This window comes from Mariprofundus aestuarium (genome assembly GCF_002795805.1).
Taxonomy (GTDB): Bacteria; Pseudomonadota; Zetaproteobacteria; order Mariprofundales; family Mariprofundaceae; genus Mariprofundus; species Mariprofundus aestuarium.
On sequence record NZ_CP018799.1, the window covers coordinates 2,157,281 to 2,171,783 of the forward strand.

Sequence of the window (14,503 nt, forward strand, 5' to 3'; positions counted from 1 at the left end):
TCAGCCGCGAGGCAGGAAAGAACGAGGATTAACCACTTTATCGTAGCGGCGAACCTCATAATGCAGGTGCGGACCTGTGGAGTGGCCGGTTGAACCGATACGCCCGAGCAGCTGGTTGTGCTTCACAATATCACCGATATTGACCGCCGTGCTGCCCATGTGGCCATAACGCGTTTTGAACCCATGGCCATGCTCAATATCTACGACATAACCGTAGTCCGGCATTTTACCAGCAAAGATCACAACACCACGGCTTGCGGCGAGAACGGGAGCACCATACCTGTTGGCGATATCCACACCATTATGCTGGGCAGGGTTGCCTGTGAACGGGTCGATGCGCGCGCCGAAACGCGAGCTTATCCAGCCGCCCTCGGTCGGCCATGCATGCGGCCTGGCACTTTTGGCGCTGCTTTTTTTCTCAAGTATATAATCGACTGCGGTAAGCTGAGCGCCCAGCTGATGCAGGCGACCGTCCAGATGCTGCATCGTCTCATGCAGGCCAGCTTCAACATTCATCAGATCAGAGTTCTGTTCGCGAGGGCCACCGAATGCGGGCTCAAGTCCGAAATCAAATGCGGATCTATCCAGTGAAGCCACGTCCACAAGCTTGCTGCCCAACTGGTCGAGACGGGAGATACGAGCCTGCATCTGACCCAGCGTGCGTGCATAGAGAGCCATCTTCTGCTGGTCGGCATCCAGCTTCCGCTGCAGATCAGCCAGTGCCTGAGTCTTGTTCAACTGGGCATAATCCAGTGCAACCTGCGTCTGCTTAAGGGCCAGCGTCAGCTGACTTGTCTGCAGCACACTGTAAACACCCCAGCCACCAAACAGCAGTGCGGCAGAGGCCAGGACCATGCCGCCAATGGCAATATTCCGGCTGGCCACAAGACCAAATATCCGTCCTGTCGTTGATTTCTTAAGCTTCAGCAAAAAGCCTCCATGCCTTTCAAGATCACCTTTTCTGCACCTGCTCACTAACGTCGCACTGGCCAATGAGAAGCATCTCAATTGACTGCATGCTCGAAGCTTTTATCCTTACCCGATGAATCCTTCGATTACACCCGAACAAGAGCTCTTTATTCAACGCCACTGTATGCAACAGCTTCTTCACGAAGCCCTGATTTCAGACCCGGATTCTTGCAGCGGCTTGCTTGCAGGCGCCGGGAATATGATAGAATCAGCCATTCCTGTCACGGAATTTGTCAATAGTGACACTGTCGAATTGACACACTCCGATAATGTCGGTCCCAAATTGATCGGCATTTATCTCTCCGCCAGCCAGAGTGAACAGCCGAACCCTCAACTGATCAGCAAGCTCAGCAGCCTTTATGAAACACGCACAGGTGCTGCTCCCGGTTGCTGCCTTGTGCTTGATCTCGGCCATCTGGGCAGAATTGATGCCCTGCTCTATTCGGATACAGGACTTACACAGCCACAGCCGCTTGAGATGCTGGAAAACGGCGACCTGTACCCTGATTCTTCAAACCGCTAAGCTTTCGCCCCATGCGCATCTGTCATATCGGACTGAATCATAAAACTGCCCCTGTAGAGCTGCGGGAGCGTCTGGCTGTTCAGGAGACGGATATCCCCGAGATCCTGCAGCAGCGCATCAATCACCCTGCCATTCGGGAGGCGGCACTGCTCTCCACCTGTAACCGCGTTGAGATGACTGTCGTCACCCACGACCCCGATGCGGCTATTGCCGCCGTGCACGAGTGGTTTGCCGAAAAGGCCGCGATGGGTCTGGAGCAGGTGCGTGAACATCTCTACTCCTACACAACAGATGAAGCGATCCGCCATCTTTTCAGCGTGGCTTCAGGCCTGGACTCTCTTGTGCTCGGTGAGCCTCAGATTCTCGGACAGGTTAAAACCTCCTATGAACATGCCCTTACTTCCGGCTCGGCAGGACATGTGCTGCACAGGCTTTACCAATCCACCTTTGCTGCTGCCAAACGGGCACGCAGCGAGACAGGGATCGGTAAACAGGCGGTAAATATCTCCTCCTGCGCCGTAGAGCTTGCCCGTCACATATTCGGCGATCTGGCCGGAAAAACAGTGCTTCTCATGGGCGCAGGTGAAATGGCCGAGCTTGCAGCTCGCCATCTCAGGGGCAACGGCTGCACCGACATCTTGGTTGCCAACCGTACCCTGGAGCGGGCACAGAATCTTGCCATCGAGTTTGAAGGGCATGCACTTACACTCGATCAGCTGCCTGACTATCTTGATGCTGCCGACATTGTGCTCTCAAGTACCGGTGCCAGCACCTTCGTCCTCCTGCCTGAGACTGTTCAGGCTGCAATGAAAAAACGCAAAGGACGCCCGATGTTTCTTGTCGACATCGCTGTACCTCGCGACATCGACCCGCGCATTGGCGATATCGATGGCGCCTACCTCTATGATATTGATGACCTGCAACAGGTTGTGCAGGGCAATGTACAGCACCGCGAGCACGAAGCGGAGCAGGCACGTGACATACTCGAAGAGGAAGCAATCTCCTTCCTCTCATGGCTGAAATCGCTCGAGTCGGTACCTCTTATTCGCAGTATTCAGCAACAGATGGAGTTGCGCCGCATTGAAGAGATGGAGAAAGCGCAGCGTTACCTGAAAGATTTTGATCAAGCCCAGATTGAGGCAGTGGAGCGCTTCAGCAAGGCACTGATGAAGCGCTATATGCATCCAACCATGCAGGCGCTGAAAAGCCTGCCTGATGATATTGAGGGGGACCTGCTGATGGGAGCGGCCACGCGCCTGTTTGACCTGGAATCGACACCATCCACCCTCACCCGCACGAAGGGGAAGAATGAACAATCGTCTGGATAATATCCTTCACCGCCGCGAAGAGATTGGCATCCTGCTCTCTGACCCCGACGTTTCATCCGACAACCAGCGCTTCATCAAACTCTCTCGCGAGTATTCCGAAATCATGCCTGTTGCAGATGAGGCGGAACGCTACCTGAAACTAAAGCAGCAGCTGGCGGATAACCGGGAGATGATCGCAGATGCCGATTGCGACCCCGAGCTTAAAGAGCTGGCCCAGGCTGAAATCCTCGAGTTGAAGCAAGCCATGAAAGAGAGCGATGAGAAGCTCTCCATTCTGCTTCTACCCAAAGACCCGAACGATGCCCGCGATATCATCCTAGAGATCAGGGCAGGCACAGGCGGTGATGAGGCAGCGCTGTTTGCTGCAAGTCTGTTCCGCATGTACAGCCGTTATGCTGAAACACAGGGGTTTAAGGTAGAGGTTCTCTCAGCTAACGATACAGAGATCGGCGGCTACAAGGAGATCGTCGCGCAAATTACCGGCGACGGTGTTTTCTCCCGCTTTAAATTTGAATCCGGCGTCCATCGTGTTCAGCGCGTGCCGGAAACCGAATCCGGCGGACGCATCCATACCTCAGCCTGCACTGTTGCCATCCTACCTGTTGCTGAAGAGGTAGAGGTCAATATCCGTCCAGAGGATATCCGCATTGATGTCTACCGCGCTTCCGGCGCAGGTGGCCAGCATGTGAATAAAACCGAATCAGCTGTTCGCATCACCCATGATCCGACCGGCATCGTGGTCACCTGCCAGGATCAGGCCAGCCAGCATAAAAACAAGGCGCAGGCGATGAAGGTGCTGCAGGCACGCATCTATGACAAAGAGCAGTCCGAAGTAAATGCTGTAAGGGCTGAGGCTCGCAAGGGCATGGTCGGCTCCGGCGATCGTTCCGAACGCATTCGCACCTACAACTTCCCGCAGGGGCGCATTACCGACCACCGCATCAATCTCACCCTGTATAAACTGGATCAGATACTGGGGGGGGATATGGGCGAGTTAATTGATGCGATTATCACCTATCACCAGGCGGAACTGCTCGCAGCCCAGAGCACATAACACCATGAACATCCGCGATCTGATTCGTCAGGCTACCGCCCTCCTTGAATCCGCAGGCTGCGATTCGGCAAGAGTGGATGCAGAGCTGCTTCTGATGCACATCTGGAAAATTAGCCGCACTGATCTGATTATACGTGCTTTTGATGAAGTTCCTGAAGATGTCCAGCAGGCTTTTCAAAGAGTGATCAAACGCCGTGAGGCACGTGAGCCGGTAGCCTATCTCACAGGTGAAAAAGAGTTCTGGTCGCGCCCGTTCCGTGTCACCCCGGATGTGTTGATTCCCCGTCCGGAGACCGAACACCTGGTCGAAGAGATGCTGGAACGATTTCCGGATACCGATGGCACTTACCTTTTTTGTGACATCGGCACAGGCTCAGGATGCATAGCCATCACACTGGCCTGCGAATATACGCAGGCACGAATTGTAGCCACTGACATATCCGAAGCAGCCCTGGCCATTGCCCGTAGCAACGCAGAACAACTTGGCGTTAGCGAGCGTGTCAGCTTCCACCATGGCGATATGCTGCAGGCGTTAACCAGTGATGACGGCCCGTTTGATGCCATTATCTCCAACCCACCCTATGTGGCACATCATGAGATGGACGATCTTGAAGCGGAACTGGGTCATGAACCGCGAGGTGCACTGACCGACGAATCAGATGGTTTGCAATTTCTCGCCACCATCCTCAATGAAGGCTCAGAACGGTTGAATCCCAAAGGGCTGATTATCGTAGAAACAGGCACTTGCGGACTACCTGAAACACCTCCCCAGCTTGAAATGAAAAAGGAGATCTTTGATCTTGCAGGCCGCCTGCGTGGCGGGGTTTATCAAGCCAAAGGACTCATGAGTGATGCTTTCGGCAGGCATTCAAAGTAGATAATAAAACCGCTTTTCTCTACGCTCTGCTATAATACCAAAAGGGTGTCCTGTTATGGATCAGCAGTAATGAAAGGCTCAGGTATAATGTTGCAATTGCTCGGCAGAGTGCCAGGCAGAGCCTTCAACGCCACACTGCTGGCATTTGCACTTCTCTTCATGCTTCTTCCCCCACACCTCTCCTTCAGCACGGAACCACAGAAGCTTACCCAGGAAGAGCTTCAATGGATTGAGGATCACCCGGTCATTCGACTGGCACCGGACCCGACATTCCATCCGTTTGAATTTTTTGACGACACTGGTTCGTTTCAGGGGATCGCGGCGGACTATATGAAACTACTGGAAGGGAAGCTTGGTCTTCGTTTTGAACCGGCACAACTAAAGGACTGGCTTGAGGTGATCTCACAGATCAAGGATAGCAGGGTCGACATGATCAGTGCTGTGATGAAAACTGCGGAACGATCGGAATTCCTGAACTTTACTGAACCCTATCTGAAATACCCTTACGTGATCGTTTCCAGACAGGATGCCCAGCAGGTGGTCGACCTTCATCAGCTTAAGGGTAAGAAGCTTGCCGTAGTAAACAAATATGCCATTCACGAGTTTCTCGAGAGAGACCACCCCGAACTGACCCTGGTTCCGGTTGCTGATTTCAATGAAGGCCTGCGAGGTGTTTCTTTTGGCAAGTATGACGCCTTTGTCGCCAACTTGGCATCGCTCTCTTACTTCATTGATAAGGAGGGGATCACGAATCTCCGCGTCATTGGCGAAAGCGGCTATTTCATCAACCTCTCCATTGTTGTCCGCAAAAACATGCCTGAACTGATCCCTATTTTGAATAAGGGGCTTGCCATGGTCAGCGATAAGGAGAGGTCGGCAATTTTCAATAAGTGGATCAAGCTTGCAGAGCCACCCAGGCAGTGGTGGCAGCTGAGCCGGGAGCAGCTCATGGTCCTGTTCGGCATGCTGGCCGCCATGATCATGCTGGGTGTTTTGGCCTGGAACTACCAGCTGCGGAAAACAGTAGCTCACCGTACACATGCACTTGATGTGAATATAGAGCGGTTGAATAAAGCTGAAAGCATCTCCCACCTGGGCAGTTGGGAGTGGAATATTGTCACGAATGAGCTTCACTGGTCGGATGAAATTTACCGGATATTTGGCGTGCCTCCCCAGGAGTTTGCAGCCACGTATGAGGGGTTCGTAAAATATATTCACCCGGATGACAGGGCTAAGGTACAACAGGCAGTCGATAACGCGTTGGCAAACAAAAAGCCATACGGTGTAGAGCACAGGATCATCAGGGATGATGGGATTGAAAGAACGGTCTATGAGATGGGTGAGATTGAGTTGGACGCACAAGGAACGCCACTACGCATGCTGGGAACTGTTCATGATTTGACCGAACAGAAGCACCTAGAGAGGCAGCTACATCATTCGAGGAAGATGGAAGCGCTGGGAACATTGATTGGAGGGATTGCCCACGACTTTAACAACAAAATGGGGGGAATTACCGGAAATATTTATCTGGCACGAAAAGAGGCGGCAGCTCTGCCCAGGTTGTCAGAGAGGCTGAAGACTGCAGAGGCTCTCTCCTTTGAAGTATCGGCGGTGATTAAGCAGCTGATCACATTTACCCAGAGGGAGCATATTGAGAAAGAGGTGATTAATCTGAATCCATGCATTGAGGAGGCCTTGGCATCGTACAGACATGAGGTGCCTGCAAGAATCACGCTCCATGCTGACCTGCCCGAAAGGACTTTTATGATCAGTGGCGATGACCTTCAACTTCAGCAGGCAATCATTAAAATAGTGGATAATGCAGTTGATGCTGTGGCTGATATTCCACACCCAATGATCCAGGTCAGCTGTGACTTGTTTGAAGCCGATGAAGCGTTCAGCAATAGCCACACTGACCTGAACGGGAAGCGTTTTGCTCATCTGGAGATTAAAGACAACGGCTCAGGAATCCCGGCTGAAAACATGGAACACATTTTTGAACCATTTTTCACGACAAAGAATGCAATCAAAGGGCAAGGACTGGGCCTGTCCGTTGCCTATGGTATGATTCAAAATCACCATGGCACAGTCGAGATTAACAGCTCCCCCGGGATTGGAACCTCTGTGCATGTTTACCTGCCCCTCTTGGAAAAGGCGTAAGCCAACCTTTCCCCAGTGCCTGCACCCATCTGAAATAACATGCGGACGAATGGCCCGCCACCATCCATTGAACAGGCTCCTGCTTCTACTTGGTAGCCATAGTATTCAAAAAAAGTTATCCGGATGGATAATATGCTGGCTGAGGCTACCGCCTCTCCACATGACGAAGGCTTGAGCCCACATAGAGCTGGCGAGGACGGTCGATACCGTGGGTAGTGTCATTTTTCAACTCCAGCCAGTGACTTACCCAGCCTGAGGTGCGGGCTACGGCAAACAGTGCGGTAAACATACGGCGCGGAAAACCCATCGCGCTTAACAGAATGCCTGAGTAAAAATCGACATTGGGATAGAGCTTCTTTTCAATGAAATATGCATCACTCAGAGCCACGCGCTCCAACTCCAGCGCTATGGCCAGCAGCGGGTCATCTTCCATGTTCAGGTGCTTCAGAACCGATTTGGTCATATCTCGGATAATAGCCGAGCGGGGATCATGGTTTTTATAAACCCGGTGGCCAAAGCCCATCAGACGGAAAGGATCATTACGGTCTTTGGCGCGGCGAATGGCGTTGGGGATATTCTCAATCGAACCAATCTCCTCGAGCATATTCAAAACAGCCTCATTGGCGCCGCCATGTGCAGGCCCCCACAGGGTTGCGATACCTGAGGCGATGCAGGCAAAGGGGTTGGCCCCTGAGGAAGCGGCCATGCGCACGGTCGAGGTCGAGGCATTCTGCTCATGATCGGCATGCAGAATTAGAATAAGGTCGAGCGCCTTGGCAATCACAGGATCGACCTCATACGCCTCATTGGGCTTGCCAAACATCATCTGCAGAAGGTTACTCGCGTAGTCGAGACGATTATCGGGATAGCGGGCGGGGCGGCCGATGCTGTATGTGTAAGAGGCCGCTGCAATAGTCGGCATCTTTGCAAACAGCCGGATAGCCGCCTTCATCTGCTGATCGGGCTGACTGTAATCCTGAAGATCCTGATAAAAGGCCGACAAGGCGCCAACCACACCCACCATCACCGCCATAGGGTGCGCATCGCGCCGAAAGCCTCGGTAAAAACTGATCACCTGCTCATGCAACAGGTTATGTTCATGGATGGTATGGTTAAAAGAAGTCAGCCCTGCGCTGTCGGGCAACTCACCATAGATCAAAAGGTGTGTGACCTCGGTAAAGCTGCATGTTCTGCCAAGCTCTTCGATCGGGTAACCCCGGTACCTTAATATGCCCTGATCACCATCGATATAGGTAATTGAACTTTTGCAGGATGCAGTGGATTTGAAGCCGGGGTCAAATGTGAGCAGACCATGATTCTGATAGAGCTGGCGGATATCAATTGCCGCAGGTCCTTCAGTCCCCTCAAGAAGAGGGAGCTGGCCTGAAACAGGTTTGCCATCAAGGCTGAATTCAACATCATGTTTAATCATAACAGATTGTAACACCCTGAAAAAAAAGATGAAAGCCGCCAGCCATTCCAAAGTTCGAGAGGAATCGTTCCCTTCAAAGCAAGGCGGCTTCCATCAACGAAGAGTGACACCTTAGTTAGGCAAATTCTCTTCGTAACTCTCCTGCTCGGCTGCAGGCTCTTCTACTGTTGCCTCATCAGCTGCGCTGGTGTCCACAGCCTGATCTTCGACACTACTCTCTTGTGCATACTCGTATGCATCTTCGGCATTCGCCATCAGCGGCTGAATTGCCAGCGCCATACCTGCAACGATCATTGTGGTTAATACTAATTTGTTCATGGATACTCCTGTAGATATGGAAAGCTTCCGCTCACCTGTCGATTGAAAATGAAAACTGTTCTGCAATATCACTTAGGTCGTCTGCATCCCAGCTTTCCCAACTATCAAAATCATCACTCTGACTGCTCTCTTTACTTTTCCTGCTTCTTTTAGACTCATTCAGATTATCTTTTTGATTGTCTAGGCGGCGTTTTTTAGTTCTCATGTGACCTCCTAATTCATATTGCTTAGAATTTCTCTCATCATTCGAGGCTTGTCGGTGGCAGAATAATCTTCAGTTGCAGGTGGCAGTAAATCAAATAATCTTGATCACCGTGATCAAGGGCAGGTGCTTATGGATGTTGATCTGATCCGAACATTTATTCAGGTAGCAAAAACTCGGCATTTTCGCAAAGCGGCCGAACAGCTATTTCTGACGCAATCGGCTGTCAGCGCCCGCATCAAACTTCTGGAAGAACGTTTAGGCGCAAAGCTTTTCGAACGCAGCAAACATCAGGTTTCCCTGACCACCGCAGGTGTACGCTTCATGACCCACGCTGAGAACCTAATGGCCTCATGGGCTCTCGCTTGTCAGGAGGTTCGTCTGCCCGAATCTGCCACCTCTGCCCTTGTGGTAGGGGCTACCGACACCCTGTGGAATATATTCCTTACAGACTGGATCATAGAGAACAGCGCTATCTTCCCACAGATGATGATCCACTCAGAGCTGCATACCGCTGACTCGCTGATGCCTTCCCTGCTCGATGGCTCGCTTGATATAGCTGTCATGTTCGATGCCCCCGCCCTGCCACGCCTTCATGTTGAAGAACTGGGAGACATCCCGCTCATCATGGTGGCCAACAGGGAGGGCCTGAGCCCTGAGGAGGCACTTGCATCCCGCTTTGTAGATGTGGATTGGGGAGAGACCTTTGCTGTCGCCATGCAGCAGCATTACGGTGGCGAGGTTCCAGCGCTACTGCATACCAGCGTTGGCAAGGTAGCGCTTGAGGTAATCCTTAAATCAGGTGGTGCTGCCTACCTGCCCCAGCCAATGGTCGCCAGCCACCTTTCAGGTCGCACCCTTTTTCCAGTTGCTGGCAGCCCTGTGATTGTCAGGCCTGTTTATGCGGCACGGCTATCAGGCAAGGAGAACGATGAAACACTTAATAGTACGGTTGCACTGATGCGCAGCTGCCTGAATAGCCGGCTATAGTTTTTATCAGCACTTCTTCTCACGCTGCACAAAAAAAACGGCCCGTGATAAACACGGGCCGCCTTAAACAGTACTAAACCTTCTTACAGAGCTTTCAGCTCAGCAACAGCTGCCTTGGCAGCATCGCCACATACTTTCTGGTTAGGCATCTTGGACTTGCCGTGTGCAGCTTTGGCTACACCTTTGGAATCGCAAATCCATGCTTCCAGAGCTGCGTCATCCCATACTGCGCCAGCAGCGTTCTGCGCTGCCAGGTATGAACCATACTTGAAGCCTTCAGCAGAACCCTGCTTAGCTCCAGCAATACCTTTCAGGCCTGGACCAACCTTCTTGTCTGCAGAATCCAGGTTATGACAAGCTTTACACTTGCCCAGTTCGCTAGCTTCGGCGGTCATCACACCACCCATGACAAATGCAGCCGCGGCTGCGATAAACAGTGCTTTTTTCATACTTATCTCCTAACTCAATTTAACGGAACGGAGTGCCTCCCCGCCGACGCTTCACTCTACTACTACCCCATATCGGCTTAAAAGGCGGAAAAATTCCACCTGTTTGCAAAAGCTAAGCACTTCATAAAAAAAGGCTGCCCGGATGGGCAGCCCTTTCAGAATTTAGCGTTTGTCTGGGAGATTAAGCGCAGCACTCTTCGCCGCTGTGGATGTGACCGTGCTCCAACTCTTCTGCACTTGCCTCACGAATCTCTGCGATTTCAACATCGAAGTTCAGGCGCTGGCCAGCCAGTGGGTGGTTGCCATCAACTGTGATATTGTCGCCATCAACTTCAGCAATGCGTACAACCTGAACACCCTCGGATGTCTCAGCACGGAACTCCATGCCGGCCTCAATCTTATCAACACCTTCAAACATTGAGCTCGGCACAACCTCTGTCAGTGCCGGATTGTACTCACCATAGGCATCGGCAGCCTCAAGGGATACATTCAACTTATCGCCAACAGCTTTGCCTTCCAGCGCATTCTCAAGTCCAGGAATGATATTCTCTTCACCATGTAGGTAGGCAAGCGGATCACCGCCAACGGATGAGTCGATAGTCTCTCCGGCATCATTGGTCAGGGTATAGTGAAATGATACGACTTTATGGTTGCTGATCTGCATGATTCTCTCCTTGAAAAACGGTGCCCTTGCACCGAATTGCGTCGGCAATCTACGCAAAGCCCCATCACATTCAAGGCTGACTACAAGGTCAACACTCTCCCGGCTTTATAAAAAGAAGGGGGAAATGGTCGCGATCCATACCTAGAGCACGCATCTCATCCAGCAGGTGTTTCCGGGTCAATGGTATCTCATCGAGGAACTGTTTCTTGCCATCCCGATGCGCCAGACGCCCGAAAATACCGATCGCCTTAATATGGCGCTGCAGTGCGGTCAGCCGCAATATATGATGCCACTGCTCAAAATTCTCAAAACTACCTGCCAACGGTTGCGGCAACCTTTCAAAGAATAAGCGACTCCACTGCTGACGATGTTCTTCAGGATAATCCTGATAGCAGTCGTAAAGCAGTGATGCCAGATCGTAAGTAACAGGCCCCATCACGGCATCCTGATAGTCGATCATACCCAGCGGCAATTTACCGCCCGGAAGCATCAGGTTGCGACTGTGGTAGTCCAAGTGTACCGGCACCTGTGGAAGAGCCAGCAGCGAATTCAGTGTTTCAGTAAGCGCATTATGAAACTGCTCGCGCTGCCCGGCCGTTGCTTCAAGGCCAGCAACCTTCGGCAGGTACCAGTCGAGATAGAGATCACATTCGCGCCGCATTCTTGCCATATCAAAGGAAGGCAAAACCATTCCGGGATCAGAGCCCTGCAGCAGATGCAACTGATGTAGGGCATCCTCGAACAGTGGAATCAGGTCGCCCCCAGCTTCGCGACAGCTTGCCCAGGTAATATCACCGAAATCCTCCAGCAGCAGGAACCCCTGTTCCCTCTCCTCGGCAAACAGCCTGGAGACACGGATGCCGGCACGCTCAAACCAGCTGAGCACAGCCAGAAAAGGGGCCACGTCTTCATGCGGAGGTGGTGCGTCCATCAACACATAACAGTTCTCTGCATCAGTCACCCTAAAATAGCGGCGAAATGAAGCATCTCCGGCAAGTGGAATACACTCATAACTGTCACCCAGAACCCGGTTCAGCCAGTCACTTCGCTGCTTGCCCCGCTCCAGATCAGCCATCGTTCACCAGCAGTCCTCTGATTTTCATCCTGTCCAGAATATCGCGCACGCCATCTCTGGCCTGCTCCTTGTCCGGGTAGGGGCCTGCATAAACCCTGAACCACTGACCTCGATCCGGAAGGTCGACGGTATGAACAAAACCGGAAAACCCCGACTTCATAAGCTTCGACTGCAGTCCGACTGCATCAGCACGGGCTTTAAAGGAGCCAACCTGAATACGGTAGCTGACAACCGCGGTTTCTTTTTCTTTTGTATCTGAAATAGGCTGGTGTGCAGATACCTGCTTCGGGGCAGCAACCTCCAGCGACCTGTCCATCGCCCTTGCCTCTGCCGGCTTCGAATCGGCAACAGGGGCCGGCATCACCGACTGCTTGGGAAGCTCCTGATAAAACTTCAGATCCCCCACCTTGGTATGGGCATCAGCACCGGCCTTCTGCTTCCACTGCTCTACCTGCTCCTGCAACATCTCTATCTTTGCCTGAAGCACTTCGGTCGCAGCGTTCTTTTTGTCCAGTTCTGAGCGGAAGCTATCGAGATCGGCGCGAGAGACACTGCCAGCAGCCGGACTATTCTGGTTACCACCCACCCAGAAACCTGTCGCAAAACAGAGTCCTGCAATAACAACAATCCCCAGAACCGGCAGGCTGCCGCCGCTCTCCCTCTTCTTATCCGAACGGGATGGTGACTGGGCTTTTGCAAAGTCCCGCGCCATCAAAAACCTCTCATATCAGGCATACTTACATACGCTCCGGAGAGGAGACGCCGAGGACAGCCAAGCCATTACGAATAACCTGAGCAACGGCCTTGGCCAACAGCAGGCGTGCCGCAGTCAGTTTGGCATCCTCTGTCACAACACGGTGTTTGTGATAGAAACTGTGGAAATCGGCAGCCAAGCGCATCGTATAGGTTGCCACCCGGTAAGGTTCAAGCTTATCCGCCGCCTTTATCAGCAGTTCTGGATAAGCCAGCATGTGCGCAATCAGACGTTGTTCTTCATGTGCAATCAACACGGAAACATCAACATCTTCCACATCGGCAAGAACAACACCCTCCTCCTCAGCCTTGCGCAGGATCGCGCAAACGCGGGCATAGGCGTACTGCACATAATAGACCGGGTTTTCATCATTCTTCTTCTTGGCAACCTCAAGATCGAAATCGAGCTGGCTCTCAACCCTGCGGGTCATGAAGTTAAAACGGACAGCATCTGCCCCCACCTCATCAACCACCTCGCGCAGGGTAACAAAGGTGCCTGCCCGCTTGGACATACGTACCGGTTTACCATCGCGGGTCAGGTTCACCATCTGCACGAGCAGCACATCCGGCTGTGCCTCAAGCCCTGTCAGCGCTTTCATTGCCGCATGGACACGGGTGACATAACCACCATGATCAGCGCCCCAGACATCAATCATGCGGCCAAAACCGCGCTGGAATTTATCGACATGGTATGCGATATCTGCAGCAAAGTAGGTAGGCGTACCATCCTGCTTGGCCAATGGACGGTCCACATCATCACCAAAGTCAGTGGTGCGGAAAAGCAGCTGCTCCACCGGTTCATAATCATCAACCTCTTTACCCTTCGGAGGTGGCAGGGTGCCTGAATAGACAATGCCATCGGCCTTAAGCTTTTCAATCAGCTCAAGTACACGGCCGGACTCATGCAGGCCGCTTTCTGAGAAGTAGAGATCGAAGGCGATATTCAGCGCTCCGAGATCATCGCGGATCAGCGCCATGTTAGCCGCAACCGCCTCGCGACCAATCAGCTTCGCCCGTTCATCTTCATTCATGGCGATTAGGGTCTGGAAGTCAACCCGTTCAAGCAGTGCTCTGGCGATATCGATCACATATGCACCCGGATATGCAGATTCAGGAAGCTCGATGCTTTCGCCCTCCAGTTCGCGCATACGAAGCCAGACAGATTCAGCTAGCACACCGATCTGGGCACCGGCATCATTGATATAGTATTCGCGGTGTACATCACGACCGCAGACAGCCAGCAGGCGTCCCAGCACATCGCCGACAACCGCACCACGGGCATGACCAACATGCATCGGACCTGTCGGATTGGCAGAGACAAACTCGAGATTCACCTTCTCCGCATTTGCAACAAGCGGTGCATGACCGTACTTATCACCGGCCAGCAGAATGGTCTTCAGTACGCCAGCTTCACTCGCCTGCTTCAGGCGGATATTGATAAAGCCCGGACCGGCAATTTCCGCAGAGTCAACCGCATCCGGCCACTGCACAAGATCAAGAATGTTGGCTGCAATCTGTTGCGGGCTTTTTTTAAGCAGGCGCGCCAGCGGCATCGCTGCATTTGTAGCATAGTCACCATGCTCCCTGCTTTTGGTGCGCGTCAGCTGCACACCTGGTGCCTCTGCACCCTCGATATCCTTGAGCAACAGTTCCAATGCCTGCTGCAGTGCCTGTTCTAAAGCCTGTTTCACCATGCCTCCGGTGTTTCA

15 protein-coding genes are annotated in these 14,503 nt (G+C 52.5%); 6 read left to right on the forward strand and 9 right to left on the reverse strand.

The window, feature by feature from the left end:
• Window positions 1-930, reverse strand: a complete 930-nt coding sequence (locus Ga0123461_RS10410; RefSeq protein ID WP_232710163.1) for a M23 family metallopeptidase — start codon at window positions 928-930, stop codon at window positions 1-3.
• Between the two features lie 112 nt (window positions 931-1,042).
• Here Ga0123461_RS10410 and Ga0123461_RS10415 point away from each other — a divergent pair, with 112 nt between their 5' ends.
• The 5 genes from Ga0123461_RS10415 to Ga0123461_RS10435 all read left to right on the forward strand — a co-directional run bounded on the left by Ga0123461_RS10415 (window position 1,043) and on the right by Ga0123461_RS10435 (window position 6,911).
• Window positions 1,043-1,492 carry a hypothetical protein gene (locus Ga0123461_RS10415; RefSeq protein ID WP_100278274.1) on the forward strand — a complete coding sequence of 150 codons (450 nt, stop codon included), beginning with the start codon at window positions 1,043-1,045 and terminating at the stop codon, window positions 1,490-1,492.
• A gap of 11 nt (window positions 1,493-1,503) precedes the next feature.
• A complete protein-coding gene (gene hemA, locus Ga0123461_RS10420) occupies window positions 1,504-2,820 on the forward strand; it encodes a glutamyl-tRNA reductase (protein WP_100278275.1) in 1,317 nt (438 codons plus the stop codon).
• Window positions 2,801-3,874 (forward strand): peptide chain release factor 1, encoded by a 1,074-nt coding sequence (gene prfA / locus Ga0123461_RS10425; protein WP_100278276.1) that lies wholly within the window; start codon window positions 2,801-2,803, stop codon window positions 3,872-3,874. The genes hemA and prfA overlap by 20 nt, the downstream gene beginning before the upstream one ends.
• A gap of 4 nt (window positions 3,875-3,878) precedes the next feature.
• Window positions 3,879-4,751 carry a peptide chain release factor N(5)-glutamine methyltransferase gene (gene prmC, locus Ga0123461_RS10430; protein WP_100278277.1) on the forward strand — a complete coding sequence of 291 codons (873 nt, stop codon included), beginning with the start codon at window positions 3,879-3,881 and terminating at the stop codon, window positions 4,749-4,751.
• A gap of 96 nt (window positions 4,752-4,847) precedes the next feature.
• Complete coding sequence (locus Ga0123461_RS10435) at window positions 4,848-6,911, forward strand: transporter substrate-binding domain-containing protein (RefSeq protein ID WP_198507064.1); 2,064 nt, start codon at window positions 4,848-4,850, stop codon at window positions 6,909-6,911.
• Between the two features lie 145 nt (window positions 6,912-7,056).
• On the opposite strand, the gene Ga0123461_RS10440 is transcribed toward Ga0123461_RS10435, so the two are convergent.
• From Ga0123461_RS10440 to Ga0123461_RS12430, 3 genes are all read right to left on the reverse strand, one after another.
• A complete protein-coding gene (locus Ga0123461_RS10440; protein ID WP_100278279.1) occupies window positions 7,057-8,343 on the reverse strand; it encodes a citrate synthase in 1,287 nt (428 codons plus the stop codon).
• A gap of 111 nt (window positions 8,344-8,454) precedes the next feature.
• Window positions 8,455-8,661, reverse strand: coding sequence for a hypothetical protein (locus Ga0123461_RS10445; RefSeq protein ID WP_157819314.1), 207 nt, complete (start codon window positions 8,659-8,661; stop codon window positions 8,455-8,457).
• A gap of 31 nt (window positions 8,662-8,692) precedes the next feature.
• Window positions 8,693-8,866, reverse strand: a complete 174-nt coding sequence (locus Ga0123461_RS12430) for a hypothetical protein (protein ID WP_157819315.1) — start codon at window positions 8,864-8,866, stop codon at window positions 8,693-8,695.
• A 129-nt stretch (window positions 8,867-8,995) separates the two neighbouring features.
• On the opposite strand from Ga0123461_RS12430, the gene Ga0123461_RS10450 reads away from it, so the two are divergent.
• A complete protein-coding gene (locus Ga0123461_RS10450; protein WP_100278281.1) occupies window positions 8,996-9,853 on the forward strand; it encodes a LysR family transcriptional regulator in 858 nt (285 codons plus the stop codon).
• A gap of 83 nt (window positions 9,854-9,936) precedes the next feature.
• Here Ga0123461_RS10450 and Ga0123461_RS10455 read toward each other — a convergent pair whose 3' ends face one another.
• The 5 genes from Ga0123461_RS10455 to argS form a co-directional block, all read right to left on the reverse strand.
• Complete coding sequence (locus tag Ga0123461_RS10455) at window positions 9,937-10,302, reverse strand: c-type cytochrome (RefSeq protein ID WP_100278282.1); 366 nt, start codon at window positions 10,300-10,302, stop codon at window positions 9,937-9,939.
• Window positions 10,303-10,483: 181 nt separating this feature from the next.
• Window positions 10,484-10,966, reverse strand: coding sequence for an FKBP-type peptidyl-prolyl cis-trans isomerase (locus Ga0123461_RS10460; RefSeq protein WP_100278283.1), 483 nt, complete (start codon window positions 10,964-10,966; stop codon window positions 10,484-10,486).
• 88 nt (window positions 10,967-11,054) lie between these two features.
• The gene (locus Ga0123461_RS10465; protein ID WP_100278284.1) at window positions 11,055-12,041 is read right to left on the reverse strand and encodes an aminoglycoside phosphotransferase family protein; all 987 of its coding nucleotides are present in this window, start codon (window positions 12,039-12,041) and stop codon (window positions 11,055-11,057) included.
• The gene (locus Ga0123461_RS10470) at window positions 12,034-12,753 is read right to left on the reverse strand and encodes an SPOR domain-containing protein (RefSeq protein ID WP_100278285.1); all 720 of its coding nucleotides are present in this window, start codon (window positions 12,751-12,753) and stop codon (window positions 12,034-12,036) included. Before Ga0123461_RS10470 ends, Ga0123461_RS10465 begins: the two co-directional genes overlap by 8 nt.
• A 25-nt stretch (window positions 12,754-12,778) precedes the next feature.
• A complete protein-coding gene (gene argS, locus Ga0123461_RS10475; protein WP_100278798.1) occupies window positions 12,779-14,485 on the reverse strand; it encodes an arginine--tRNA ligase in 1,707 nt (568 codons plus the stop codon).
• Window positions 14,486-14,503: the final 18 nt, after the last annotated feature.